The following is a 25,017-nucleotide window of genomic DNA, read 5'->3' as shown; positions in this document are numbered from 1 at the left end:
TTGCGTGGCGGTAACAATTTCGAGGTGAAAAGAAGACCGCCCGCTGCGGCCGCGAGAGGGGGAGCGGCTGCGAGCGGGCGGTGACCGGCGACGAGCGGGGGACTGGGCCGCCGGATGGGGATAGTGGGTTAGTTGGGCAGCGGCCGGTTGATCGCGCCGGCCGACGTGACGAGCGGCGACGTATCCGCCGTAGTGCGTTCGTCGGCCAGGCTGGTCTTGGCGTCGTTGTAGCGGGTGACTAGGTCGTTCTTGAATTCGGTCAGCTTGCCTTCGTCGTAGAGTTTTTTGCCGACATAGCCGGCGATGGCGCCGAAGATCAGGGTGCGGATCATGGGATGCTCCATTGTTGCGGGTTCGGGGAGATAACCGGCGGCGGGGCCGGGGGTTCCAAGGCGGATTGCCTAGACGGTCGCTTTTGCTAGGCTTGCGACGGACGGTGCGTCGGGGGAGCCGAATGTCGGGATTCGATCTGGTGTTCGCGGCCTTCGGGCTGTTGCTGGGGCTGGCGATCAGCGAGGTGCTGGGCGGCTTTTCCAGGGCGCTCAAGCTCAAGCGGGGCGCCAGGGCGGTGCGGATCGGCTGGCTGACGCCGCTGCTGGGGCTGTTCGTGCTGCTCGACCTGACCAGCTTCTGGCTGACGGCATACGAGGCGCGGGCGCAGATGGACGCCAATTATCTGACGCTGACGGCGGTGCTGGCGCTGGTCGGGGTCTATTATCTGGCCGCGACCCTGATCTTTCCCGACGAACCGGAGGAATGGCCCGATTTCGATCATTGGTACGACCGGCACAAAAGGCTGGTGATCGGCGGCGTGCTGTGCGCCAATATCGGCAGCATCATCGGCCAGATCGCGCTGGAAATCTATCGGCCATCGACCGGGCCGGCCCTGAGCGCAGATGCCGATTATTGGATGGGGCTGGCGCTGCTGGGGCTGTTCGGGGCGCTGATCGCCCTGCTGTTCGTGCGCCATCGCTGGATCAACGGCGCGCTGCTGGTCGCGCTGATCGCGATCTTGCTGGTCGGCTCGGTCTATATGGACCAGCAGCCGTAAAAGGAGGCGGGCGCCGGAGCGCCCGCCATCCCCGTTTATTCGGCGTGCTGAAGATTGACAGCGGCCATCTTGCCACGACGGTCCTGCTCCAGATCGTAGGAGACGCGGTCCTTTTCGCGCAGCGTGGCGAGGCCAGCGCGCTCGACGGCGGTGATGTGGACGAACGCGTCCGGGCTGCCGTCATCGGGAGCGATGAAGCCATAGCCCTTGTCGGCGTTGAAGAATTTGACGGTTCCGACGATGCTCATGGTAGTTCCTTCTTTCGTGCGGCGCGGCCCGTGTGGTCGCACCGGATCGCTAAAGGGGCAGGGAAAGAAGGAAACAGGTGCCGCAAAGCGCCGAGAACCGTCGATTTGCGACTGTAGCATCCCCCACATAGGGCATGGGGGGCTAAATAGCAAATAGGGGTGGGGCGTGAACCCGATGGCGGATAGGCGGCCACTGTCGCACCTGTCCCCCCGCAGGAAGAAAGGCCCCCTTCGACTGCCTGCCTGCGGCAGTCGCTCAGGACAGGCTTCGACAGGCTCAGGGCGAACGGAGGGAGGGGCGCTCCCGCTTTCCCAGGCAACCTTGATGGCATGATGCACATCCCGCCATCATCCCGCCCCGGCCGTCACCGCCGCGCGTCCCGCGTCCTGCGCCAGGACGAAGCCGAAGAAATCGTCGCGGGCGAGGGCGGCGGCCTGTTCATAGGGGCGGCGTTCGGCCTCCTGCTGGGCGGCGATCGCCTCTTCCTCCGCCTCCGTCAGGTCGCGCTCATAATTATCGACGTCGTAGATGCTGTCGCTGGCGTTGCCGTCAAAGTCGGGCGGGGGCGGGAAATCGGTGCGCCAGCGGTCCAGCCGGTCGTCCCACCAGAGGCCGCGCAGCCGATGGGCGGCTTCGTCCGGCGGGAGATCGGTAAGATTTGGGGGCGGCGGAGGGCGAAGTTCACACCGTTCATCATCGACGGAAAAGTGCGGGTTTTGCGGTTTGTGCAGCGCCATGCGCGCGGCGACGAAGAGGGCTGCCGATGCGCCGGAGGAGAGGGGTGTTTCCGCGTCGACCGGGGCGGGCGTATCGGGCATGGAGCCGTCATAGAGGGTGGCGTCGTCCATGGTTCGTGCGGCCGGTTCCGCGCCGGTACGGGGGAGGCCGAGACGGTCGGCTTCGGCCTGGGCGTCGGCTTCCGGGCAGAGCATGTCGCAATAGGCGGCGAAATCCTGCGCGACGACGCGGGCGAGCGCGGCGTCGGACCCTTCGGCCGGGCAATCGGCCATGCGATCGAGCCGGGCGAGCATCGACATGGCGAGCCGGTTGTCGTGGCGGTGGCGGGTGATTTCATAATTATCGGGATCGCGGCGGATGGTTTCCTCCGTCCCCATGATGGCGCGGGCGAGCAAGGTATCGGCCAGCCGCGCGCGGGCGATCAGGATCGCCGCGTCCCAGCCCAGGCGAAAGGCCGCGCCGTCGCGGCGGATGCGCAGCGCGTAGGCGGAGCGGGTGGTGATGAACACGGCTTCGCAGGCGAGGCGGATGACGCCGGTCGCGGCGAGGACTTCGAGAAAGCGGCGCTGGCGCGCGGGGCTCCAGCCGTCGACGCGGCTTTGCGGCGCGGCGGCGGGGGTGGGGAGGATGGGGTCGTGATAGGACATGAGTCGCGTGCCTCCGGCTGAGGGGTTTGCCGGGAGGATGGACAGAAAAGGGGCATGTAGGACAGCGGAATAGGATTTTTAGGAAGGTCAGGGATTGTCGATCGGCCAGCGGGTTTCGCGCGCCTTGCTGCCAAGGTCGATGAGATCGTCATTCGGGCTGCCGGATCGGGCGAGCCGGACTTCGCCGTCCGAGCCAAGAGATTCTTCCCATGGCTGGGCGCGCCGTTCCTGCTTCCTGTGTTGATAGGTTTCGTTGCGGACGCGCTTCATGCGCCGCCAGAGGAGGGGCATGGCGACGAAAGGCAGTGCCAGGCAGACGAAGAAAATCCCGAGATTGATGATGTCGTTCATATGCGGCCCCCGGATATCTTCAGGGATATTGCTGGCGACTATGGTGGAGCGCAAGTATCTGAATCCGGTCGGCCATGACGCGATAGACGAGGATATAGTTGGGATGAACCACAGCCTCTCGCGTGCCGGGAACACGGCCGGGACGGTGAAGATAGGGATGGTCGGACAGGCGATCGGCTGGGTACCGGATCGCAGCGCCTATGCGGTCGGCCGCCGCCGGATTCCGTATTTCGATATAGTCGATGACGTTTTCGAGTTTTCGTAGAGCGCTGGCTCTCCAGACGACCGGCAGCACTATGTCGTATTGCGCTCGTCCGCCTTTTTGCGGCGGTCGATAATGGCCTGCATCCGGGCCATGGCTTCGTCATGGGGGATATCGGGTTCGTCCGATGCCATGGCGGCCTCGACCTCCGCACGGAACCATGCGTCATAGGCTTCCGCGTCTTCGGTCGTCGCGAACTCGGACTCGATGGGGGTGAGCTTGGTCATAAGCATAATGTATCAAATAGGCGCATTGGAGCAATAGTAGTGTCTGCGGGTCGATCCGATATGGCTTGGATCTGGCAAAATATTCGGTCATTCGCTGAGTAGGTAGAGTGATACTCGCAGTATCAATAAAACTATAACGAATCTGTAATAAATCTGAATTATTTCAAGGAAATACTGAAGTTCCGGCGATGCCTCCAGTTATAATTTCATCAATTACCGTATGTTTCCAAACTATGCCAATTTGTACACCCAATTCATCATCGCCTATGCGGCCAGAATACACTCCAAGAAAGTTAAGGCCTTCACCAATCACTGCTTTCGAAAAATCTTCCTCACCATCAGGCATGATCCATCCTCGACGTAAGACGACAACAGGTGATCCTGACATCCCTTCTCTTGTTGCAGTATCTATGTATATCAAAGGAAGGTTTTTGACATCGAAATTTGTTTCGCTGGCAATCGATGCACGTTTCCATAATGGAAATCCCTTTCCACCATCCATTCCTTTAGGAAAGCCCAGCACGAACGCATCATCGCCAACCCGACCGGAAAAAGAAATCCATTCGTCATGAGTATTTACTGGTTCATTATACAGTCTGCCGTCGACATCTAAATTATCAATTGGCAAAACACCAACGTCAATGTCGGTGCCATGAATCGGATGAATAAGCCATTTCGGATTTCCATTTTCATCATATAAATCTATTTGCCATGTTTCATGCTTAAGGCGAAGAAATTCGCTGCCTTCGTCGAAGGCGACTGAGACTTGAAGTGCAATCCATTCTGGTAACCAGCCCAAGGTACTCATTGGTTTATTAATTTCGTAATTCCATCCGGTAATGTTGTGTAGATTAGTAACGAGAAATGTTCGTTGCTCGCGGCGCCAGAAGAAACCCGTCGCTTGAGAATGTACTAAATTATTTTGTTCCGCACTGCCTCTCCCAGGGAAAACCTTGAATGAAAGACAAGATTCACGCCTATTGGTAACAGATAGTGACTTTTTTTGCGTACTCACTCCGCCGCCAAAGCCTCCAGCCCCAGCAACGGCGCTAAGTACCGCCCGGTAAAGCTGCGCTTCTCCTTCACCACCTTCTCCGGCGTACCCTCCGCGACGACTTCGCCGCCCTTCACGCCGCCTTCCGGTCCCATATCGATGATCCAGTCGGCGGTCTTGATGACGTCCAGATTATGCTCGATCACGACCACGCTGTTGCCCTGGTCGACCAGCGCGTGAAGGACTTCGAGCAGTTTGCGGACATCCTCGAAATGCAGGCCGGTGGTGGGTTCGTCCAATATATAGAGCGTGTTGCCGGTCGCGCGGCGGGAGAGTTCCTTGGCGAGTTTGACGCGCTGGGCTTCGCCGCCGGACAGGGTCGTGGCCTGCTGGCCGACCTTGACATAGCCCAGTCCCACTTCGGCGAGCATCGCCATTTTGTCGCGGATGGGCGGCACGGCCTTGAAGAATTCCACCGCATCCTCGACCGTCATGTCTAGCACGTCGGCGATGCTCATCCCCTTGAACTTCACCTCCAGCGTTTCGCGATTGTAGCGCGCGCCGTGGCAGACGTCGCAGGTGACGTAGACGTCGGGGAGGAAGTGCATCTCGATCTTGAGCACGCCGTCGCCCTGGCAGGCTTCGCAGCGGCCGCCCTTGACGTTGAAGCTGAAGCGGCCGGGCTTGTAGCCCCGCGCCTGGCTTTCGGGCAGGCCCGCGAACCAGTCGCGGATGTTGGTGAAGGCGCCGGTATAGGTGGCCGGGTTGGAGCGCGGGGTGCGGCCGATGGGCGACTGGTCGATGTCGATCACCTTGTCGCAATGGTCGAGGCCGGTGATCTTGTCATGCGGGCCGGCGACGATGCGGGCGCCGTTGAGGGCACGGGCGGATGCGGCGTAGAGCGTGTCGATCGTGAAACTGGACTTGCCCGAGCCTGAGACGCCGGTGATGCAGGTGAAGGTGCCGAGCGGGATCGACGCGGTGACGCCGGTCAGGTTGTTGGCGCGGGCGTTGTGGACGGTGAGTTTCTTGCCCGATCCCTTGCGGCGCTTGGTGGGGACTTCGATGCGGCGGGTGCCGTTGAGATAGTCCGCGGTGACGCTGTCCTTGTGCGCCAGGATTTCGGCCAGCGTGCCCTGCGCCACGATCTGGCCGCCATGGACGCCCGCGCCCGGACCCATGTCCACGATATAGTCGGCGTGGCGGATCGCATCCTCATCATGCTCCACGACGATGACGCTGTTGCCGAGATCGCGCAGGCGCTTGAGGGTGACGAGCAGCCGGTCATTGTCGCGCTGGTGCAGGCCGATCGAGGGTTCGTCGAGGACGTAGAGGACGCCGGACAGGCCGCTGCCGATCTGGCTGGCGAGGCGGATGCGCTGGCTTTCGCCGCCGGACAGGGTGCCGCTGGTGCGGTCGAGGTTGAGGTAATCGAGGCCGACATTGTTGAGGAAGCCCAGGCGTTCCACGATTTCCTTGAGGATGGCGCGGGCGATCTGCTGCTGCTGGTCGTTCAGATGATCGGGCAGGGTGGTGAAGAAGGCGAGCGCGTCCACCACCGAGCGGCGGGTGGAGACGGAGATATCCTCGCCCGCGATCTTGACCGCGAGTGCCTCGGGCTTGAGGCGGGCGCCGTGGCAGGTCTCGCAGGGCATGGCGGTCTGATATTTGGCCAGCTCCTCGCGCATCCAGGCGCTTTCGGTCTGCAGGAGCCGGCGGTTGAGGTTGCCGATGACGCCCTCGAACGCCTTCTTGACCTCGTAGCTTTTCTTGCCGTCCTGGAAGCGCAGGGTGACCGGCTTGCCGCCGGTGCCGTGGAGGATGATGAGCTTCACCTCGCCGGGGAGGTCGGCCCAGGGGGTGTCGAGCGAGAAGCCGAACTCCTTGGCGAGGCTGCCGAGCACCTGCATATAATAGGGGCTGGGCGGGTTGGACTTGGCCCAGGGGACGACGGCGCCCTTCTTGATCGAGAGCGCCTCGTTGGGGACGACCAGTTCGGGGTCGAACTCCTGCCGTTCGCCAAGGCCGTCGCAGGCCGGGCAGGCGCCCAGCGGGGCGTTGAAGGAGAAGAGGCGCGGCTCGATGTCGGGGATGGTGAAGCCGCTGACGGGGCAGGCGAATTTCTCGCTGAAGACGATGCGGTTCAGGGGGATGCCCGCGCCCTTCATCTTCTTGTCGGTGGATTGCACTTCGTCTTCGCGGCCGGGGACGACGCCGTCGGCCAGATCGACATAGGCGAGGCCGTCGGCGAGCTTGAGCGCCTGCTCGAAACTGTCGGCGAGGCGGGTGGCCATGTCGTCGGTGACGGCGAGACGGTCGACCACGACTTCGATGTCATGCTTGTACTTCTTGTCGAGCGCGGGCGCGTCCTCGATCAGCATCATTTCGCCGTCGATGCGGACGCGGGTGTAGCCCGCCTTCTGCCATTCGGCCAGTTCCTTGCGATATTCCCCCTTGCGGCCGCGCACGACCGGGGCGAGCAGGTAGAAGCGCGTGCCTTCGGGCAGGAGCGCGACGCGATCGACCATCTGGCTGACGGTCTGCGCGCTGATGGGGAGGCCGGTGGCGGGGCTGTAGGGAATGCCGACGCGCGCCCAGAGCAGGCGCATATAGTCGTAGATTTCCGTGACCGTGGCGACGGTGGAGCGCGGGTTGCGGCTGGTGGTCTTCTGCTCGATGGAGATGGCGGGGCTAAGGCCCTCGATATGCTCGACATCGGGCTTCTGCATCATCTCCAGAAACTGGCGTGCATAGGCGGAGAGCGATTCGACATAGCGGCGCTGCCCCTCCGCATAGATGGTGTCGAAGGCGAGGGAGGATTTGCCGGAGCCGGACAGGCCGGTGATGACGATGAGGCTGTCGCGGGGGAGATCGACGTCGACGCCCTTGAGATTATGCTCGCGCGCGCCGCGGACGCTTATGTGAGTCAGCATTCGGTAAACCTCTGCTGCTTGATGGGGGTAAGGCTCATGCGATCCGTTCTACAAATGTTCCGAGAGAGAATCCAGAGCCGAAGATAGGAGCGCGTCAGGGGGAATGCGAGGGCGCTGCCGCGATTATGATGCGGGACGGCGGGGGCAGGCGCGGGCAGGGGGAAGGGTGGGACGAGGCTTATCTTAATCGCCCAACCAACCGGAAATAATCTCGCCCTTATGCCCTTCGGGGGCCAACGCGGGGCGCAGAGCCTCCAACAATGGCGGCAGTGCCTGCGTGAAAGCGTAAGGCGGATTGACGATATAGAGGCCCGCGCCGTTATAGATGCCGGGTTGCTCGCTATCGTATAGCCAATGCTCCACCAGCAGCAATTTCGGGATGCCGAGCTTGCGTAACTGCTTCTTCCAATGCCAATGCGTGGCGCGGTCTTTCAGCGGATACCAGATCACCGTCACGCCATGCGCCCATTTGCGGTGAGCGGCGGCGAGGGTGGCGGTGATGCGCGCGCGTTCGTCCGTCTGCTCGTAGGGCGGGTCGACCACCACCACGCCGCGCGCGGTGCGGGGCGGCACCATAGCCAGCCAGAGTTCGTAGGCGTCGCGTTCATGTATGGCCGAGCTGGTGCCGCGCATCACGCCGCGCAGGGTGTAAGCGTCTTCCGGATGCTTTTCGTTGAGGATCAGGCAATCCTGCGGGCGCAAAAGCTGTGCCAGAAACTGCGGCGAGCCGGGGTAAAGCTGCGGTTCTCCACCGACATTCACTGCCTGCACGGCGGCACGGTAGTCGTCCAGCAAGGGGTTGGGGTCGGCAAACGCCCGCAGCACGCCCTGCGTCGCCTCACCGGTGCGTTGGGCATCGTCGCCGCCAAGGTCGTACAGGCCGCAGCCAGCATGGGTGTCGATCAGCGTGAGCGCGCCCGGCTTGTGCTGCAAGGCCCGCACCAAGGCGATCAGGAGGCTGTGCTTGACGACATCGGCGCTATTGCCGGCATGGAAGGAATGGCGATAATTCATTGTGATTCAGATCCTGACGCCCTGCCTTTAAGAGGTGTTGAACCTTCTGCAAAGCGAAGCCATGGCAGCGCCGGCATTGGCCGACGGCCGACCGGTAGCTTTTTCATCGCCAGCCGGGCAGCGTAAATCTGGCGAATGACCGCTTCCGAAAAACGGAAATGAGGCGCAGGATGGCGACAAAGGACGCATAGGCGATGTTAGTCCACGCCGCCTCCTGGATGGTCCACCACCGGCCGCCCGTTGCCCGCGCCCATGCCGGCATTCGCTCTTCCGTATCCGCTCCCCATGTCGTTCATCGCCTCGCGCCGGCCGTTGGTCCGTCCCGGATGCCGCCGGGCGCTGTGCGTGGGCGGATCATCGAAGCGGTCGGGATCGCCCGCGTTGCGGCGCTATGGTGGGGCATCGACAGAGCGCGGCGTCGGGTGATGGACCTGCCCCGTTAAGCGACGGTTCAGCGCCCGTGGCGTCGTCTCTGTCCTGCAGCTTACTCCGATCCGGTGCCCGACAGCATCTGGATACGCCCCCGGCCCTCCCTTGCGCCGGGGGCGTTTTCGCGTCCGGCGCTTTCGGTCGGGCGATTCGCCTTTTCCCCTACGGCAATATGATCCGCGCATGTCGTTCGCATCGGCACGGATGTCGTTCGTCACGCCGTTCGTCCGCGCCGGTCTGCGCTTGGTCGGCGATCGCGTCGTTGGCCGATGCGGATCGCCATCGGTCGAAGCGGACGGGCGTAGCGCGCCACGGGGGCGTAACAAGATGAGGCGAACGGGGCAGGACGCCGACCCCCTGAAAGACCCTTTGGCTCCCCCCGTTCGCATCCGGCGCCCCGCACAGCCCCCCTTTGCGGCGGTGCGCCGGCCACAACAGATTTTGAGGAGATAAGCCCATGTTCGTTGCATCCAAATTCGCCGCCGCCGTTGCGTCCCTTGCCCTGCTGGCCAGCGCCGGCGTCGCATCCGCCGAAGACTTCGTCTCCAATGGCCGCAACAGCGCCGTCTATCATGGCGACCTGGACCTGACCCAGCCGGCGCACCAGCAGCAGCTCCGCAGCCGTATCGCCCGCGCCGCCAGCCGCGTCTGTTCCTCGATGGACCTGGCCGCGGCGCAGGCGTGCAAGGCGAAGGCGCTGGCCCATGTCCAGGCCCCCGTCAGCGCCGCCATCGCCCGCGCCGAGACCGGCGAGCGCTATGCAGATGCGGGCAAGAATGTGCGGCCGGTGGTGGGCAACTGATCCCGACCGGCCTATCCTGCCAGCGACGAAGGCCCGGTTGACGCCGGGCCTTTTGGCGTTGGCGCGGGAAAAGGCGCGTCAGAAGTCCGGGCGGCGCCTGGCGCGGAAGGCGGCGACGCCCTCGGCGAAGTCGGGCAGGGTGAAGGCGTCGCGGAACAGCGCCAATGTCGTGGCGTCGTCGTCCGCCTGCCCGTCGAGGATGCGGCGGACGATCGCCCTGGAAGTGCGGACGCTGTGCTGGGCGTTGGCGGCGATGATATGGGCGAGCGCGTGCGCCGCGCCGAGGGGATCGGGCGCGATCTCCTCGATCAGGCCGATCGACAGGGCTTCATCGGCGCTGTGGAGCGCGCCGGTGTAGAGGATGCGCCTGGCGCGGGCGGGGCCGACCAGGTCGACCAGCAGCTTCGTGTCGAACAGCGAATAGACGATGCCGAGTTTCGCCGGGGTGATGCCGAGGCGCGCGGCGGGCGAGGCGATGCGCAGGTCGCAGGCGATGGCGAGGCCGCAGCCGCCGCCGACGCCATCGCCGTCGATCGCGGCGATCACCGGCTTTTCGGCATGGGCCAGAGCATATTGGCTGGCGCGGATCGCGGCCTGGTTGGCGGCGCGCCAGTCGGGGTCGCCGGCGCAGGCGGCCAGTTCGTGGATGTCGGCGCCGGCGCAGAACAGGCCGGGCGTGGCGGAGGCGAGGAGGAGGACGCGGATGGCGTCGTCGGCCATCGCCTGCCCGACGAGCCGGGGCAGGGCCTCCCACATCGCCTGGGTCATGGCGTTGCGCTTGTCGGGCCGGTCGATCAGCAGCCGGGCGACCGGGCCGTCCTGTTCCAGACGCAGGGGCATGACAGGGGGCGTCATGCCGGCCAGCGCCGCAGCAGCGGGACCAGTTCGTCAAAATGGTGTATGACGGCGTCGGCCTCCAGATTTTCGACCGGGCCGTCGAGAAAGCCGAAGCCGACCGCGACATTGGCGATGCCCGCGTTGCGCGCGCCCGCGATGTCGTTGATCGTGTCGCCGACGAAGAGGGCGCGGCCGCCGCCGGCGCGGGCGATCATTTCGCGGATCGGGGCCGGATCAGGCTTGGCGACGCCGACCGTATCGCCGCCGACGATCGCGGCGAAGCGGTCCGACAGGCCGAGCTGGCGCATCAGCGGGATGGTGAAGCGTTCCGCCTTGTTGGTGCAGATGGCGAGTGTGACGCCGGCCTCCGCCAGCGCGTCCATCGCGTCCAGCAGGCCGGGATAGGGGACCGAGTGGATGGCGAGATTCTGCTCATAATAGTCGAGCAGGATCGGCAGGAGCGCGTCGAGCGTGTCCGCGGTATAGCCGCCCGATGCGTCGAGCGCCCGCGCCAGCATGATTTTCGCGCCCTTGCCGACGAAGGGGTGGATTGATGCGGCGGGAAAGGGCGGACGGCCGATCGTGCCGATCGCGTAATTGACCGCGGCAGCGAGATCGCCGCTGGTGTCGATCAGGGTGCCGTCGAGGTCGAAGCCGACGATGTCGAAGGGGATGGGATCGATGGGGGGGCTGGTCATGCCGCCGCCATGCCGCGTGCGCGGTGGCAATGGCAAGGCAAACATGGCAGAGAGCGGCAAGATTCCTCCTCCTGCCAGGGACGCTTTCATCGTGACTGTACCCGACTCGTCTTCGCGCCCGCTCGCCGTCATCATCCTTGCCGCGGGGCAGGGGACGCGGATGAAATCCAGCCTGCACAAGGTGTTGCACCCCGTGGCCGGGCGGCCGATGCTGCTCCACCTGCTGGCGAGCGCGGGCGCATTGTCGCCACAGCGGCAGGTGGTGGTCGTCGGCGCGGGGCGCGAACAGGTCGAGCAGGCGGTGGCTGGCACCGGCGCGATCGTCGCGGTGCAGGCGCAGCAACTGGGCACGGGCCATGCCGTCGCCCAGGCGCATGATGCGCTGGCGGGGTTCGCGGGCGACGTGCTGATCCTCTATGGCGACGTGCCGCTGGTGAGCGTGGGCACGATGCGCGCGATGCTCGATCGGCTGAGCCGGGGCGACGAGCCGCGCGCGGTGGTGCTGGGGTTTCGGCCCGATGACGCGGCGGCCTATGGCCGGATCATCGCCGACGGGCAGGGCATCATCGAGAAGATGGTCGAATATAAGGATGCGAGCGAGGGCGAGCGGGCGGTGACGCTGTGCAACAGCGGGCTGATGGCGGTGCGGTCGACCGACCTGTTCGTGCTGCTCGACCAGATCGGCAACCAGAATGCGGCGGGGGAATATTATCTGCCCGACATCGTCATGCTGCCCGGCGGGACGAGCGCGGTGATCGAGACGGAAGCGTGGGAAGTGGCGGGGGTCAACAGCCGGATCGAACTGGCCGGGGTGGAAGGCGTGTGGCAGGCGCGGCGGCGGGCCGAGGCTATGCGCGAGGGCGTGACGCTGGTGGCGCCGGAGACCGTATTCTTCAGCCATGACACGGTGCTGGGCCGCGACGTGGTGGTGGAGCCGAATGTCGTGTTCGGGCCGGGCGTGACCGTGGCGGACGATGTCGTGATCCACGCCTTTTCGAATCTGGAGGGGGCGACGATCGCGCGTGGGGCGGCGATCGGTCCTTATGCGCGGCTGCGGCCGGGCGCGGAGATCGGCGTGAAGGCCAAGGTCGGCAATTTCGTCGAGATCAAGAAGGCGACCCTGGGCGAGGGGGCGAAGGTCAACCACCTGTCCTATATCGGCGACGCCAGCGTGGGCGCGGGCGCCAATATCGGGGCGGGCACGATCACCTGCAATTATGACGGTTTCTTCAAATATAGGACGGAGATCGGCGCGGGCGCGTTTATCGGGTCGAACAGCGCGCTGGTCGCCCCGGCGACCATCGGCGCGGGCGCGATCGTGGCGGCGGGCAGCGTGGTGACCAAGCCGGTCGAGGCCGATGCGCTGTGTCTGGTGCGGCCCGATCAGGTCGGCAAGCCGGGCTGGGCCAAGCGCTTCCGCGAGCGGATGCTGGCGCGGAAAGCCGCCGCCAAGGGATGAGTTTTGTCCGCCGCCGCCCGTGGTTGACAGGAAGCCTGTGCCTTTTGCTGGCGATCCTCGCTTTTGTCGGCTGGCTCCTCCACAACGCCAGCGCCATGCCGGTCGTGCGGCGGGCGGAGATCATACTGCCCTTTCCGGCGGGCGCGCCGCGCGCACCCGTCACCGTCGCGCTGCTGACCGACACGCATTTGTCGGGGCCGGACAACAGCCCGGATCGGCTGCGCCGGATCGTGGCGCAGATCAATGCGCTCAGGCCCGACCTGATCCTGCTGGGCGGCGACTATATCGGCGATGACAAGGGCGGGGCGACCTATGATGCGCGGGCGAGCATCGCGCCGTTCGCCCGGTTGCGCGCACCGCTGGGCGTGGTGGCGGTGCTGGGCAATCATGACAGCCGCAGCAAGCGCAATCGCCGGGCGCTGAGCGGGCCGGACTGGCGTGCCGCGTTCGCGCGGATCGGCGTCACCCTGTTGCAGGACGGCGCGGTGCGGCGTGGGCCGCTGGCGATCGGCGGGTTGAAGGATGTCTATACCCGCCGGATCGACATGCCCGACACGCTGGCGGCGATGCGCCAAGCGGGCGGCGCGCCGCTGATCCTGTCGCATGGGCCGGATGTTTTTCCGCGACTACCCGATGCGGCGTCGCTTACACTCGCTGGCCACACCCATTGCGGGCAGATCGCCCTGCCATTCCTGGGCGTCGTTTATGTGCCGTCGAAATATGGGACACGCTATGCGTGCGGGCTGTATCGAGAAGGCGCGCGGACGATGATCGTGTCGGGCGGGGTGGGGACGAGCAGCGCGCCGTTTCGGATGCTGGCGCCGCCGGATATCTGGCTGGTGACGATCCGGCCGCGACTTGACCTGATATCATGATATGATATCATGGCATCATGCGTTTCCTGGCCGACATTCCCGACGATGATGTCAAATGGCTCGACCAGATGGCGCGCGAGCAGGGCAAGTCGCGGGCGGCGGTGCTGCGGGAGGCGGTGCGCGATTATCGCGCCGAAGCGGAATCGCTCACCAGCAAGAAATGGCTCGATATCGGCTTTGGCGCCTGGAAGGACGAGGTCGATATCGGCGATGCGGTCGCGTGGCAGCGGCGCGAGCGGGCGTCGTCGACCCGGCCCTGGGACGATGATTATGAAGAGACCAGGGCGGAGTTTCCCGACCTGTTCGACGCGGAGGATGATCGCCAGCGTCAGATTTATCTCGATATGATGGCGGGCAAATATCCCGGCGCCAAGAAGCCCGTGTCCCGGTGAGTGGTTTCAGCTTCGATTCCAATATCATCATCGATGCCTTGGCGGGCTTTGCCCCGGCCCGTATGGAAATCGACCGCGCGACCGACTATGGCGCGCGGGCGTGGATCAGCCGGGCGGTATGGATCGAAGTGATGTCGAAAGGGTCGGGCGACGGGCTGTGGCGGGCGGAAACGCTCCTGTCCGGCTTTGGCGTGGACGAGATCGACGCGGAGGTCGGCAAGCGCGCGGCGGCCTTGCGCCGCGAACGGGGGCGGCTCAAAGCGATGGACGCGATCATCCTGGCCACGGCGCAATTGCGCGGCCGCGTGCTGGTGACACGAAATACAAAGGATTTCCCGGCAGAGATGCCGGGCATCCGCGTTCCCTATACACTCTGAAAGGCTTTCCGGCACATGTGCGGCATCATCGGCATCATCGGCAAGGACGACGTGGCGGAACGGCTGGTCGACGGTTTGAAGCGGCTGGAATATCGCGGTTATGACAGCGCGGGCGTGGCCACCATCCATGACGGCGCGATCGAGCGGCGACGGGCCGAGGGGAAGCTGGCGAATCTGGTGCGCGAATTGCGCGACGAGCCGCTGCCTGGCACGACCGGCATCGCGCACACCCGCTGGGCGACGCATGGCGCGCCGACCACCAGCAACGCCCACCCCCATGCGACCAGCGAAGTCGCGCTGGTCCACAACGGCATCATCGAGAATTTCAAGTCGCTGCGCGCGGAGTTGATGGCGCGGGGCCGGCATTTCGACAGCCAGACCGACACCGAGGTCGTCGCCCATCTGGTGAGCGAACTGGTGGAGCAGGGCGCGTCGCCGCAAGAGGCCGTGGCGCAGGTGTTGCCGCGGCTGCATGGCGCCTTCGCGCTGGCTATCGCGTTCCGCAGCCATCCCGACATGCTGATCGGCGCGCGGCTGGGGTCGCCGCTGGTGGTCGGCTATGGCGAGGGGGAAACCTATCTGGGGTCGGACGCGCTGGCGCTGGCGCCGCTGACCCAGCGCATCGCCTATCTGGAGGAAGGCGACTGGGTCGTCGTCACGGCGGATGGCGCCGCAATTTTCGACAAGGACAACCGGCCGGTCGAGCGGCCGGTGACGATTTCCGGCGTGTCGGGGGCGATGATCGACAAGGGCAATCATCGCCACTTCATGCAGAAGGAGATTTACGAGCAGCCGGTCGTGGTCGCCCAGACGCTGCGTTCCTATCTGCGCCGGATGGAGAATGAGGTCGCCATGCCCGACATGGAGTTCGACCTGGGCGCGGTGAAGCGCATCACCATCGTCGCGTGCGGCACCAGCTATTATGCCGGGCTGGTGGCGAAATATTGGTTCGAGAAATTCGCGCGCGTGGCCGTGGACATCGATGTCGCGAGCGAGTTCCGCTATCGCGACCCGGTGCTGGAGGCGGGCGGGCTGGCGCTGTTCATCAGCCAGTCGGGCGAGACGGCCGATACGCTGGCCGCGCTGCGCCATGCCAAGGCGGAGGGGCAGATCATCGCGGTGGTGGTGAACGTGCCGACCAGTTCGATGGCGCGCGAGGCGGACCTGCTGTTGCCGACCCATGCCGGACCGGAAATCGGCGTGGCGTCGACCAAGGCGTTCACCTGCCAGTTGGCGGTGCTGGCGGCGCTGGCGGCCAATCTGGCGCGGGCCAAGGGTCGGCTGACGCCACAGGAGGAGGCGCAGATCGTCTGGCACCTGAGCGAGGCGCCTGCGGCCTTGAACGAGGCACTGAGCCGCGACGGGCAGATCGAGGCGATGGCGCACCTGATCGCGCCGGCGCGGGACGTGCTGTATCTGGGCCGCGGGCCGGACTATCCTATGGCGCTGGAAGGGGCGCTGAAACTCAAGGAAATCAGCTATATCCATGCCGAGGGCTATGCCGCGGGCGAGATGAAGCATGGGCCGATCGCATTGATCGACGAACTGGTGCCGGTGATCGTGATCGCGCCCAGTGGCCCGCTGTTCGAGAAGACCGTGAGCAATATGCAGGAAGTGCAGGCACGCGGCGGCAAGGTGGTGCTGATTTCCGACGCGGAAGGCATTGCGGCGGCGGGCGAGGGCTGTATGGCGACGATCGAGATGCCCAAGGTGCATCCGCTGATCGCGCCTTTGGTCTATGCGGTGCCGGTGCAGTTGCTGGCTTACCATGTCGCAGTGGCGAAGGGGACGGATGTCGATCAGCCGCGCAATCTGGCGAAGAGCGTGACGGTGGAATAGGCCGGGCGAACGATGCTATGATGCCGCTTTGGGAGATCGGCCATGGCGTCGCATCTGGTCATTGTCGGTGGCGGGCCTGCGGGGATGATGGCGGGGTTGCTGTTCGCGCGGGCGGGCGTGCCGACCACGGTGCTGGAAAAGCATGGCGATTTCCTGCGCGATTTTCGGGGCGATACCGTCCATCCTTCGACGCTGGAACTGTTCCGCGAACTGGGGCTGCGCGACGCGCTGTTGCGGCGCCCGCACGACAGGGTCGACCAGTTGCGCGCGCGGATCGGCGGACAGACGGTGCGGATCGCCGATTTCCGCCGCCTGCCGGTGGAGAGCCGGTTCATCGCGATGATGCCGCAATGGGAATTTCTCGACTTCCTGGCGGCAGAAGCGAAGCGCTATCCTGATTTCACGCTGCGCATGGAGACCGAGGCGACCGGCCTGACCCATGATGCACACAAGCGGGTGAACGGGGTGCGGATGGCGGACGGACAGGTGATCGCGGCCGATTATGTCATTGCCGCCGATGGCCGCCGGTCGGTGCTGCGCGACGCGGCGGCGCTGCCGCGCAAGGATCTGGGCGCACCGATGGACGTCTTCTGGTTCCGCCTGCCCAAGACCGCGGGAACGGGCAACGAGACGATGGGCGTGTTCGAGGCGGGGCGGCTGTTCGTGCAGATCGACCGGGGCGAATATTGGCAATGCGCCTATGTCTTCGCCAAGGGGCAGGCCGATGCGGTGCGGGCGCGGGGCCTGCCCGCTTTTCGCGCCGAAATTGCGACGCTGAATCGCGAGATGGCGTCGGCAGCGGAGGCGCTGACCCACTGGGACCAGGTGAAATTGCTGTCGGTGGCGCTCGACCGGCTGACGCGCTGGCACCGGCCGGGATTGCTGGCGATCGGCGATGCGGCGCACGCCATGTCGCCGGTGGGCGGGGTCGGCATCAACCTGGCGATCCAGGATGCGGTGGCGGCGGCCAATATCATGGCGGCGCAGATGGCCGCGGGCGCCATGGCGGACGGGCTGGCGGCGGTCGTCCAGCAGCGGCGAATGTGGCCGACATGGCTGATCCAGCGGGTGCAAAAGATCGCGCATGACCGGATCATCGGCGCGTTGCTGCGGCCCGATGCGCGGTTGGACGGGCCACCCCTGGCGGTGCGTATGCTGGACCGGCACGCTGCGCTGCGGGGAGTGCCGGCGCGGTTGCTGGGTCTGGGCGTGCGCCGCGAACATATCCGGTCGCCCGACGCCGGGCGGCGGGCTTAGCTGGCGTGCCTGTGCGGGAAGGCGGGCTGGCGCTACGCCATGGCCCCGTCGAACCAGCCTTGCAACCACGCCCGCAAATCGTCGAGCGCGCCGTCCGGCCTTACCGCCGCGCCCAGTTCCGGTTGCCCCGGCCAGCCCGCATCGGCCACCGTCAAGCCGCCGCCGCTGCGCGTTCCTTCATAGCGGGGGATGACGTGGAAATGGACATGGGGGTCGACCATCATCAGCATCAGATAATTGATCTTCGCATAGCCCACCGCCCTGGTGAGCGCCGCCTCGATCGTGGCGGTGGCGGTCTTCAATTCTGCATGGGCCTCCGCCGGCAGGTCGCCGAAGGCGGTCGCGTCGCTCTTCGCCGCCAGCACCAGCGATCCCAGCGTCGGCTGGGTAGGACGGAGCAGCACGACCCAGTGGTCGAATTCCGCGATCAGGGTCGCGGGCCAGCCGAATTTTGCGATGGTGGCATTCATGCTGCGGCCTCCGCTTCGTCCATCCAGCTCACGATCGGACGGCCCGAACGCTTGACGGCATAGGCCTGGGCCAGTCGCACGGCGTGGACGACCAGCGAGAGGACCGTCCACCAGGCCAGCGCGATCAGGCCGATGTCGGGGCGGCCGAAGAGCAGCGACACGAACAGGATCACCATGTTCGGGTTGCGGCGTGCGGTGACGAGGCGGAACTGGCTGTCGAAGGGACGCCAGACATGGATGTCCATCTTGAAGTCCTTGAGGAACATGCCCTCGATCAGCCGTTGCAGCACATAGCCTGCGATCACCGCCGCCATCACCAGCGCGAAGGCGCGGGTCGAGAGCGACAGCCCCCAATAGGCCAGGCCCGTGCCCCAGAAATACCACCAGAAGGGCGGGTGGACGAGGTCGACGCCATGGTCGATCACATTGCCCCATTTGGACGAGGTGATGGTGCAGCGGGCGAGTTTGCCGTCGACCGTGTCCAGCACCATGAAGATGAAGCCGCTCAGGAAGCCGGTCCAGTACATCCCCTCGGCGAAGAGGAAGGTCGCGACCAGGCAGAGGGTGACGCCGATCACCGACACCATGTTGGGCGTCATCTTCAACTGCGCGGCGATGCGGGTCAGGATCAGCGCCAGTTCGGGCCAGAGATATTTGGTGAGCAGGTCCGTGACGCCCTTATAGGCGCCGAAATAGCTGCGCCGCTCGATCTCCCGCCGGGTCGCCGGGGTCAGCTCGCGCACCATCGGTTGCTCCAGCTTGCGCAACTGGCGATTGTAGAGCCTGCGGCCGTCCGACAGGTCGATGACATGCGGCGCGGCGAGGGGATCGCTGCCCTGCGGCACCTGGCCCACGATCGGCGTCCGGCCCCAGGCGAAGAGCGTGCCGGGCGTTTCGAGCACCAGCCGCAGCAGCAGCGGGTCGAAGGCATAGAGGAGGTTGAAGACCAGTTCATGCCCCGCCGCCAGATGGCTGCCGTTCTTCGCGGCGCTTTCCGCCATGCGGCGATTGCGTTCGGCATTGGCCATGCCCCAGATCGGCGTCGGATTGTCGCCCAGAAGGCGGACGGGGCCAAGGGTGGTGGCGAGGATCTGGGTCATGCTTGGCTCGTCGCAAGATGGTGTGTGTGGGCGAAATTCAGGATGAGGTCGGCCTGGCGCTGCGAAGCGGGGGCCGGGGACAGGTCGATCGATTGCTGCATCGCTGCTTCCTGAGCAGCAACGAAGCCGGGTTGCAAGTCGGTTGCGCGGGCGAGCGCGGCGGGCAGCGCGTCGGCGGACTCGATCACCTGGCCCAGCCGCCAATGGGCGAAGGCGTCGCCCGCGCCGTCGCGATGGTCGAGATTGAGGAAGATGCAGGGGCGCGGGTGGAGCAGGAATTCATAGACCTGGCTCGATACGTCGCCCAGATAGACGTCCGCGCTCATCGTATAGCTCATGTCGATCGAATGGCGGCTGCCCATGTCGATGCGGATATGCGGCGCGGGGCTGGCGATCGGGGCGGCGGTGCGCGCCAGCTTGGTATGGGGGGCGATAATGACGTTCCAGCCGACCAGGGCCTCCAGCGCGGCAAGCACCTGTGGCCCGTGCTTTATCCAGGAGGAGAGTTTCGGGTCGAAATGCGGGTTATAGAGCAGCACCGGGTCGTCATTGTAGAAATAGCGCTGGCGCGGCGCTTTCAGCTCGAACTTGGGATAGCCGCCGACCGCGACCGTTTCGGGCGTGCACAGGCCGCGATCGATCATGCGGCGGCGGTCCTTTTCGCCCGCGACCAGGGTGAGGTCGAAATCGGCATGGCGTTTCTTGTAGCCGCCCTCCCGGTCGCCCGCGCCATGTTTGATGAGGATGAGGCGGGAGGCGAAACCCGGCACGCGGCGCAGCCAGGCGCTGCTGATCTCGGTCGTCACCAGAGTCGGGAAGCGTGCGATGGTCGCATAGTTGAGCAGCAGGGTCGCGAGGCGGGACGGCTGGCGGAACAGCGAGTCGGGGCGGGAGGGGGGCCGACGCAGCCGGATGCAGGCGAGGCGGCCCTGCGGATCATAGCTGGCGACCAGCGCCAATATCTGGTCCGATGGCGACAATATGCTGACCCGCACGTCGGGCCGGCGCGCCAGTTCCAGCGCGGCGGGCAGCCAGTGATAGAGCTGCTGCGCTTCGGCGATAGCGAGAAAGGCGATGTCGGTCGGCAAGACTATATCCTTAGAGATTTGCCGCCCTAGCGCGGATGGTGGAGGAAGCAAGCGGCCCTCCGATGATTTGCAAGCCATTTGCAACAAGCGCTTGAGGACAGAAACATGGTCCACGACGCTGGACCTTTGCTTATTTTTTGTTATGCGGACCCCGACCAGACAGACCTATTCGAAGAGGCTCGACGAGCGATGGCCGAATTTGCGTTGCCCAAGAACAGCAAGATCAGCGGCAAGGGCGTGACCCACCCCGCGACCGCCGGCGCGACCAATGTGCGCAGCTTCAAGGTCTATCGCTACGATCCCGACTCCGGCCAGAACCCGCGCTACGACACGTTCGACATCGATCTCGATGCGTGCGGCCCGATGGTTCTGGACGCATTGCTGAAGATCAAGAATGAATATGATCCCACGCTGACCTTCCGCCGGTCGTGCCGCGAAGGCATTTGCGGCAGCTGTTCGATGAACATGAACGGCAAGAACGGCCTGGCCTGCACCACCGCGATCGACGAATGCAGCGGCAAGGATGTGCGTATCACGCCGTTGCCGCATATGGACGTCATCAAGGACCTGGTGCCCGACTTCACCCATTTCTACGCCCAGTATAATTCGATCCAGCCCTGGCTGAAGACCGTGTCGCCGCCGCCCTCGGGCAAGGAGCGGCTCCAGTCGCCCGCCGAGCGCGAAAAGCTGGACGGCCTCTACGAGTGCATCCTGTGCGCCTGCTGCTCGACCAGCTGCCCGTCCTACTGGTGGAATTCGGACAAGTTCCTGGGTCCGGCGATCCTGCTCCAGGCCTATCGCTGGCTGGCGGACAGCCGCGACGAATATACCGGCGAGCGTCTGGACGACCTGGAAGATCCCTTCCGCCTTTATCGCTGCCACACCATCATGAATTGCGCGAATGTCTGCCCCAAGGGCCTCAGCCCGGCCAAGGCGATCGCCGAAACCAAGAAGATGATGGTCGAGCGGCAGCTCTGATCTTGAGCAGTGACGGCGTTGCAGGCGGGATTGCGCTGACCGAAGGGAAATGGGCGGGTTGGTCCGGTTGGGCCGAGCCGCATCCCGACACCTTCCTGCAGGCCATCGGGCGCGGCTATATGCGCGACCTGGGTTCGGGCAGGGCGCAGGTGGGGCTGGAGACGCGCCCCGGCCATCGCAACCGAATCGACATGCTGCATGGCGGCTTCCTGGCCGCCTTTGCCGACCATGCCTTTTTCGGCGCGCTGTGGGCCATGGGGCTGAAGGAGCATGTCAATGGCGTGACCATCGACCTTAACATGCAATATCTGGGCGCTGGCAAGGTCGGCCCCGACCTGATCGCCGAAGTCGAGCTGCTGCGCGAAACCGGGCGGATGTTGTTCCTGCGCATGGTGATGACGCAGGACGGCGAGCCGGTCGCGGCATCGACCGCCACGATCCGCAAGGCGCGCGCGAAAAAGTGACCGCCGTTCTCGCCCGCTACGACGCGCTGGTGCAGGCGGGCGAATTGCGGCCCGATGCCGACCAGCGGTCGGCGGCCGAGCGACTCGATCGGTTGCAGCAGGAGCTGCAAGCGGTGCCCGCGCGCGGATCGACGCTGTGGAAGCTGCTGCGCAAGCAACCCGATCCGCCCCGCGGTCTCTACATGTGGGGCGGGGTCGGGCGCGGCAAATCGATGTTGATGGACCTGTTCTTCGACACGGTGCAGATTCAGCGGAAGAAGCGCGCGCATTTTCACGAATTCATGCTCGACGTCCATGCCCGGCTGGCCGACGCGCGCAAGTCGGAAACGGGCGATCCGATCCCGCCAGTGGTCGAATCGCTGGCCGACGAGGCGCGCCTGCTCTGCTTCGACGAGATGGTCGTCAACAATATGGCCGACGCGGCGATCATGTCGCGGCTGTTCACCGGATTGCTGGAAAAGCGGGTGACGATCGTCACGACGTCCAACCGCGAGCCGGACGAACTCTACAAGAACGGCCTCAACCGCCAGCTTTTCCTGCCCTTCATCGACCTCATAAAGATGAAGCTGGACGTGATGACGCTGAACGGGCCGACCGATTATCGGCGCGACCGTCTGGGCGACGCGACATTGTGGCATTGTCCCAATGGCGACGCAGCGACGCAGGCGCTCAGCACGGCCTTCTTCCGGCTGACCGACTATCCGCCGTCCGACCGTGCCAATGTGCCGTCGGAGGATATTGTCGTGCAGGGCGGTCGCACCCTGCATGTGCCCAAGAGCCTGAAGGGCGTCGCGGTCTTCTCGTTCAAGCGGCTGTGTGCGGAAGCGCGCGGTGCGCCGGACTATCTGGCGATCGCGCGTAAATATCATACGGTCATCATCGTCGGCATTCCCGTGCTGGGGCCGGAAAACCGCAACGAAGCCGCGCGCTTCGTGACGCTGATCGACTCGCTCTACGAATATAAGGTGAAATTGCTGGCGTCGGCCGATGCCGAACCGGCGCGCCTCTATCCGGAGGGAGACGGCGCCTTCGAATTCGAGCGCACCGTGTCGCGGCTGATGGAAATGCAGTCGGACGACTATTTGGCGCTGGGCCACGGGCCGAAATAGCCCGCCGGGTCATGGACCCAACATGACTTCATCCTCGTCGGTCCGTTCGTCGCCGGGTGGAATCGGCCCGTCCGATCGCGCGCGGGCCGTTCATCAGGCCGCAATCTTAAGGTGGGAAACAGGCCGGGCGCCTCCGAGGAGAAAGGCGCCCGGCAGGATACCTCTGCAGGGAAGGCTGAAGACCAGGGTAGAAGTCTACAGCGACAGGGTGTGAATCGCATCTAATGCAATTGCGAATGAATTGCAAAGATAATTTGCATTCCCAGGGCTTCGGCGGTTGAAACCCCTGTTCGAAGGGCGTAGGCGGACCAGCAATTCCAGTAGTCACGACTTGGAGGATGATTGCATATGGCCCGTAACAAGATCGCGCTCATCGGCGCTGGCAATATCGGCGGCACGTTGGCGCATCTCGCGGCCCTCAAGGGGCTTGGCGACATTGTATTGTTCGACGTCGTCGAAGGCGTGCCGCAGGGCAAGGCGCTCGACCTGTCGCAGTGCGCGTCGGTCGAAGGCTTCGACGCCAAGATCACCGGCTCCAACGATTATGCCGACATTGCGGGCGCGGACGTGATCATCGTCACCGCCGGCGTGGCGCGCAAGCCGGGCATGAGCCGCGACGACCTGCTGGGCATCAACCTCAAGGTCATGAAGGCCGTGGGCGAGGGCATCGCCGCCAATGCGCCCGACGCCTTCGTCATCTGCATCACCAACCCGCTCGACGCGATGGTGTGGGCGCTGCGCGAATTTTCGGGCCTGCCGCACAATAAGGTCGTCGGCATGGCCGGCGTGCTCGACTCGTCGCGCTTCAACCATTTCCTCGCCGAGGAATTCCAGGTTTCGGCCAAGGACGTCACCAGCTTCGTGCTGGGCGGCCATGGCGACACGATGGTCCCGGTGATCGAATATTCGACCGTCGCCGGCATCCCGGTTCCCGACCTGATCAAGCAGGGCCGGTCGACCCAGGAGCGCATCGACGCCATCGTCGCGCGTACCCGTTCGGGCGGCGGCGAGATCGTCGCGCTGCTCAAGACCGGTTCGGCCTTCTATGCGCCCGCCACCAGCGCGATCGCGATGGCCGAAGCCTATCTGGGCGACAAGAAGCGCCTGCTGCCCTGCGCCGCGAACCTGACCGGTCAATATGGCGTCGACAATCTCTATGTCGGCGTGCCGGTCATCATCGGTAAGGACGGCGTCGAGCAGATCGTCGAGATCGAACTGAATGACGAAGCCAAGGCGAACCTTCAGGTGTCGGTCGACGCCGTCAAGGAATTGCTGGAAGCGTGCAAGGGAATCGATCCCTCGCTCGCCTGAGCTTTAACAGCTGCACCGTTCCGTTCCAGGTAAGTGCGCAGCCTGGAACGGGGCGCTTTAGACCCAAGTGCCACTTCCACAGCAGATAAAGGGACACCCATGTCCATTCTGGTGAACAAGAACACCAAGGTCATCACGCAGGGTATGACCGGTGCCACCGGCACCTTCCACACCGAACAGGCCCTGGCCTACGGCACCCAGATGGTTGCCGGCGTGACCCCCGGCAAGGGCGGCACCAGCCATATCGGCCTGCCCATGTACGACACGGTCGCCGAAGCCAAGAGCAAGACCGGCGCCGACGCTTCGGTCATCTACGTGCCGCCGCCATTTGCGGCCGATTCGATCCTGGAAGCGATCGATGCCGAAATCCCGCTGATCGTCGCGATCACCGAAGGCATCCCTGTCCTCGACATGGTCCGCGTAAAGCGCGCTTTGTCGGGCAGCAAGTCGCGCCTGATCGGCCCGAACTGCCCCGGCGTCCTGACGCCGGGCGAATGCAAGATCGGCATCATGCCCGGTTCGATCTTCTCGAAGGGCAGCGTCGGCGTCGTGTCGCGTTCCGGCACCCTGACCTATGAAGCCGTGTTCCAGACCACCAATGCGGGCCTGGGCCAGACCACGGCCGTCGGCATCGGCGGCGACCCGGTCAACGGCACCAACTTCATCGACGTGCTGGAACTGTTCCTGGCCGACGACGCCACCGAATCGATCATCATGATCGGCGAAATCGGCGGCGATGCGGAAGAACAGGCCGCCCAGTTCCTGATCGACGAAGCCAAGCGCGGCCGCAAGAAGCCGATGGCCGGCTTCATCGCGGGCCGCACGGCGCCTCCGGGCCGTCGCATGGGCCATGCCGGCGCGATCGTGTCGGGCGGCAAGGGCGACGCGGAAAGCAAGATCGCGGCGATGGAAGCGGCCGGTATCAAGGTCGCCGCCAGCCCGTCCGAGCTTGGCTCGACGCTGGTCGACGTGTTGAAGGGCTAAACAGCTCCTATCTATGCAGGCGGCCGGGCTGCACCCCGGCCGCTGATTTCCCCGCGCCGCGACTGCACGCGGCTGGCATGGG

The 25,017-nt window shown here is 64.9% G+C and carries 28 protein-coding genes; 14 read left to right on the top strand and 14 right to left on the bottom strand.

Going from position 1 to position 25,017, the window contains the following annotated elements:
• Positions 1 to 128 precede the first annotated feature (128 nt).
• The gene (locus SBA_RS17145; RefSeq protein ID WP_261935292.1) at positions 129 to 332 is read right to left on the bottom strand and encodes a hypothetical protein; all 204 of its coding nucleotides are present in this window, start codon (positions 330 to 332) and stop codon (positions 129 to 131) included.
• Positions 333 to 454: 122 nt separating this feature from the next.
• Between SBA_RS17145 and SBA_RS17140 the strand changes: the two genes are divergently transcribed.
• The gene (locus tag SBA_RS17140; protein WP_224548511.1) at positions 455 to 1,051 is read left to right on the top strand and encodes a hypothetical protein; all 597 of its coding nucleotides are present in this window, start codon (positions 455 to 457) and stop codon (positions 1,049 to 1,051) included.
• A 35-nt stretch (positions 1,052 to 1,086) separates the two neighbouring features.
• On the opposite strand, the gene SBA_RS17135 is transcribed toward SBA_RS17140, so the two are convergent.
• The 8 genes from SBA_RS17135 to SBA_RS17100 all read right to left on the bottom strand — a co-directional run bounded on the left by SBA_RS17135 (position 1,087) and on the right by SBA_RS17100 (position 8,466).
• The gene (locus SBA_RS17135) at positions 1,087 to 1,299 is read right to left on the bottom strand and encodes a cold-shock protein (protein WP_066603914.1); all 213 of its coding nucleotides are present in this window, start codon (positions 1,297 to 1,299) and stop codon (positions 1,087 to 1,089) included.
• 348 nt (positions 1,300 to 1,647) lie between these two features.
• Positions 1,648 to 2,685: a hypothetical protein gene (locus SBA_RS17130; protein ID WP_261935291.1), complete on the bottom strand. Its 1,038-nt coding sequence runs from the start codon at positions 2,683 to 2,685 to the stop codon at positions 1,648 to 1,650.
• 87 nt (positions 2,686 to 2,772) lie between these two features.
• The gene (locus SBA_RS17125; RefSeq protein ID WP_261935290.1) at positions 2,773 to 3,036 is read right to left on the bottom strand and encodes a hypothetical protein; all 264 of its coding nucleotides are present in this window, start codon (positions 3,034 to 3,036) and stop codon (positions 2,773 to 2,775) included.
• A gap of 19 nt (positions 3,037 to 3,055) precedes the next feature.
• A complete protein-coding gene (locus SBA_RS17120) occupies positions 3,056 to 3,331 on the bottom strand; it encodes a type II toxin-antitoxin system RelE/ParE family toxin (RefSeq protein ID WP_261935289.1) in 276 nt (91 codons plus the stop codon).
• The gene (gene relB / locus SBA_RS17115) at positions 3,331 to 3,525 is read right to left on the bottom strand and encodes a type II toxin-antitoxin system RelB family antitoxin (protein ID WP_261935288.1); all 195 of its coding nucleotides are present in this window, start codon (positions 3,523 to 3,525) and stop codon (positions 3,331 to 3,333) included. Before relB ends, SBA_RS17120 begins: the two co-directional genes overlap by 1 nt.
• Before the next feature lie 163 nt (positions 3,526 to 3,688).
• On the bottom strand, positions 3,689 to 4,540 hold the full coding sequence (locus SBA_RS17110; RefSeq protein ID WP_261935287.1) for a serine protease: 852 nt from the start codon (positions 4,538 to 4,540) through the stop codon (positions 3,689 to 3,691).
• A complete protein-coding gene (uvrA, locus tag SBA_RS17105) occupies positions 4,537 to 7,452 on the bottom strand; it encodes an excinuclease ABC subunit UvrA (RefSeq protein WP_224549936.1) in 2,916 nt (971 codons plus the stop codon). Before uvrA ends, SBA_RS17110 begins: the two co-directional genes overlap by 4 nt.
• A gap of 183 nt (positions 7,453 to 7,635) precedes the next feature.
• Positions 7,636 to 8,466, bottom strand: coding sequence for a 23S rRNA (adenine(2030)-N(6))-methyltransferase RlmJ (locus SBA_RS17100; protein WP_261935286.1), 831 nt, complete (start codon positions 8,464 to 8,466; stop codon positions 7,636 to 7,638).
• A 194-nt stretch (positions 8,467 to 8,660) separates the two neighbouring features.
• On the opposite strand from SBA_RS17100, the gene SBA_RS17095 reads away from it, so the two are divergent.
• Both SBA_RS17095 and SBA_RS17090 read left to right on the top strand, forming a co-directional pair.
• Complete coding sequence (locus SBA_RS17095) at positions 8,661 to 8,909, top strand: hypothetical protein (RefSeq protein ID WP_261935285.1); 249 nt, start codon at positions 8,661 to 8,663, stop codon at positions 8,907 to 8,909.
• Between the two features lie 443 nt (positions 8,910 to 9,352).
• On the top strand, positions 9,353 to 9,697 hold the full coding sequence (locus tag SBA_RS17090) for a UrcA family protein (protein WP_261935284.1): 345 nt from the start codon (positions 9,353 to 9,355) through the stop codon (positions 9,695 to 9,697).
• 78 nt (positions 9,698 to 9,775) lie between these two features.
• On the opposite strand, the gene SBA_RS17085 is transcribed toward SBA_RS17090, so the two are convergent.
• Both SBA_RS17085 and SBA_RS17080 read right to left on the bottom strand, forming a co-directional pair.
• A complete protein-coding gene (locus tag SBA_RS17085; protein ID WP_261935283.1) occupies positions 9,776 to 10,537 on the bottom strand; it encodes an enoyl-CoA hydratase/isomerase family protein in 762 nt (253 codons plus the stop codon).
• A gap of 11 nt (positions 10,538 to 10,548) precedes the next feature.
• A complete protein-coding gene (locus tag SBA_RS17080) occupies positions 10,549 to 11,217 on the bottom strand; it encodes an HAD family hydrolase (protein ID WP_261936776.1) in 669 nt (222 codons plus the stop codon).
• Positions 11,218 to 11,392: 175 nt separating this feature from the next.
• On the opposite strand from SBA_RS17080, the gene glmU reads away from it, so the two are divergent.
• From glmU to SBA_RS17050, 6 genes are read left to right on the top strand one after another with little or no spacing between them, the layout of a single operon-like run.
• Positions 11,393 to 12,691 (top strand): bifunctional UDP-N-acetylglucosamine diphosphorylase/glucosamine-1-phosphate N-acetyltransferase GlmU, encoded by a 1,299-nt coding sequence (glmU, locus tag SBA_RS17075; RefSeq protein WP_261936775.1) that lies wholly within the window; start codon positions 11,393 to 11,395, stop codon positions 12,689 to 12,691.
• The gene (locus SBA_RS17070) at positions 12,688 to 13,566 is read left to right on the top strand and encodes a metallophosphoesterase (protein WP_261935282.1); all 879 of its coding nucleotides are present in this window, start codon (positions 12,688 to 12,690) and stop codon (positions 13,564 to 13,566) included. The genes glmU and SBA_RS17070 overlap by 4 nt, the downstream gene beginning before the upstream one ends.
• Positions 13,567 to 13,583: 17 nt before the next feature.
• Positions 13,584 to 13,958, top strand: a complete 375-nt coding sequence (locus SBA_RS17065; RefSeq protein WP_315975782.1) for a ribbon-helix-helix domain-containing protein — start codon at positions 13,584 to 13,586, stop codon at positions 13,956 to 13,958.
• Positions 13,955 to 14,335, top strand: coding sequence for a PIN domain-containing protein (locus SBA_RS17060; protein WP_224549942.1), 381 nt, complete (start codon positions 13,955 to 13,957; stop codon positions 14,333 to 14,335). The genes SBA_RS17065 and SBA_RS17060 overlap by 4 nt, the downstream gene beginning before the upstream one ends.
• A gap of 15 nt (positions 14,336 to 14,350) precedes the next feature.
• The gene (gene glmS, locus SBA_RS17055; protein WP_261935281.1) at positions 14,351 to 16,174 is read left to right on the top strand and encodes a glutamine--fructose-6-phosphate transaminase (isomerizing); all 1,824 of its coding nucleotides are present in this window, start codon (positions 14,351 to 14,353) and stop codon (positions 16,172 to 16,174) included.
• Between the two features lie 42 nt (positions 16,175 to 16,216).
• Entirely contained in the window at positions 16,217 to 17,431 is a 1,215-nt protein-coding gene (locus SBA_RS17050) for an FAD-dependent oxidoreductase (RefSeq protein ID WP_261935280.1), read from the top strand.
• Positions 17,432 to 17,463: 32 nt separating this feature from the next.
• On the opposite strand, the gene SBA_RS17045 is transcribed toward SBA_RS17050, so the two are convergent.
• Genes SBA_RS17045 through SBA_RS17035 form a run of 3 tightly spaced genes read right to left on the bottom strand, consistent with a single transcriptional unit; the run spans position 17,464 to position 20,089 of the window.
• Entirely contained in the window at positions 17,464 to 17,901 is a 438-nt protein-coding gene (locus SBA_RS17045; RefSeq protein ID WP_261935279.1) for an HIT family protein, read from the bottom strand.
• A complete protein-coding gene (locus tag SBA_RS17040; protein WP_261935278.1) occupies positions 17,898 to 19,001 on the bottom strand; it encodes a CDP-alcohol phosphatidyltransferase family protein in 1,104 nt (367 codons plus the stop codon). The genes SBA_RS17045 and SBA_RS17040 overlap by 4 nt, the downstream gene beginning before the upstream one ends.
• Positions 18,998 to 20,089: a glycosyl transferase gene (locus SBA_RS17035; protein WP_261935277.1), complete on the bottom strand. Its 1,092-nt coding sequence runs from the start codon at positions 20,087 to 20,089 to the stop codon at positions 18,998 to 19,000. Before SBA_RS17035 ends, SBA_RS17040 begins: the two co-directional genes overlap by 4 nt.
• A gap of 189 nt (positions 20,090 to 20,278) precedes the next feature.
• Between SBA_RS17035 and SBA_RS17030 the strand changes: the two genes are divergently transcribed.
• The 5 genes from SBA_RS17030 (at position 20,279) to sucD (ending at position 24,935) form a co-directional block, all read left to right on the top strand.
• Entirely contained in the window at positions 20,279 to 21,067 is a 789-nt protein-coding gene (locus tag SBA_RS17030) for a succinate dehydrogenase iron-sulfur subunit (RefSeq protein ID WP_261935276.1), read from the top strand.
• Positions 21,068 to 21,069: 2 nt separating this feature from the next.
• Entirely contained in the window at positions 21,070 to 21,531 is a 462-nt protein-coding gene (locus tag SBA_RS17025) for a PaaI family thioesterase (RefSeq protein WP_224549949.1), read from the top strand.
• On the top strand, positions 21,528 to 22,640 hold the full coding sequence (gene zapE / locus SBA_RS17020; protein ID WP_261935275.1) for a cell division protein ZapE: 1,113 nt from the start codon (positions 21,528 to 21,530) through the stop codon (positions 22,638 to 22,640). The genes SBA_RS17025 and zapE overlap by 4 nt, the downstream gene beginning before the upstream one ends.
• A gap of 348 nt (positions 22,641 to 22,988) precedes the next feature.
• Positions 22,989 to 23,951, top strand: coding sequence for a malate dehydrogenase (gene mdh / locus SBA_RS17015; RefSeq protein WP_261935274.1), 963 nt, complete (start codon positions 22,989 to 22,991; stop codon positions 23,949 to 23,951).
• Between the two features lie 99 nt (positions 23,952 to 24,050).
• A complete protein-coding gene (gene sucD, locus SBA_RS17010; RefSeq protein ID WP_224549952.1) occupies positions 24,051 to 24,935 on the top strand; it encodes a succinate--CoA ligase subunit alpha in 885 nt (294 codons plus the stop codon).
• The last annotated feature ends 82 nt before the right edge of the window (positions 24,936 to 25,017 follow it).

This window comes from Sphingomonas bisphenolicum (assembly GCF_024349785.1).
GTDB lineage: Bacteria > Pseudomonadota > Alphaproteobacteria > Sphingomonadales > Sphingomonadaceae > Sphingobium > Sphingobium bisphenolicum.
This window is presented reverse-complemented; position numbering and strand designations above follow the sequence as displayed.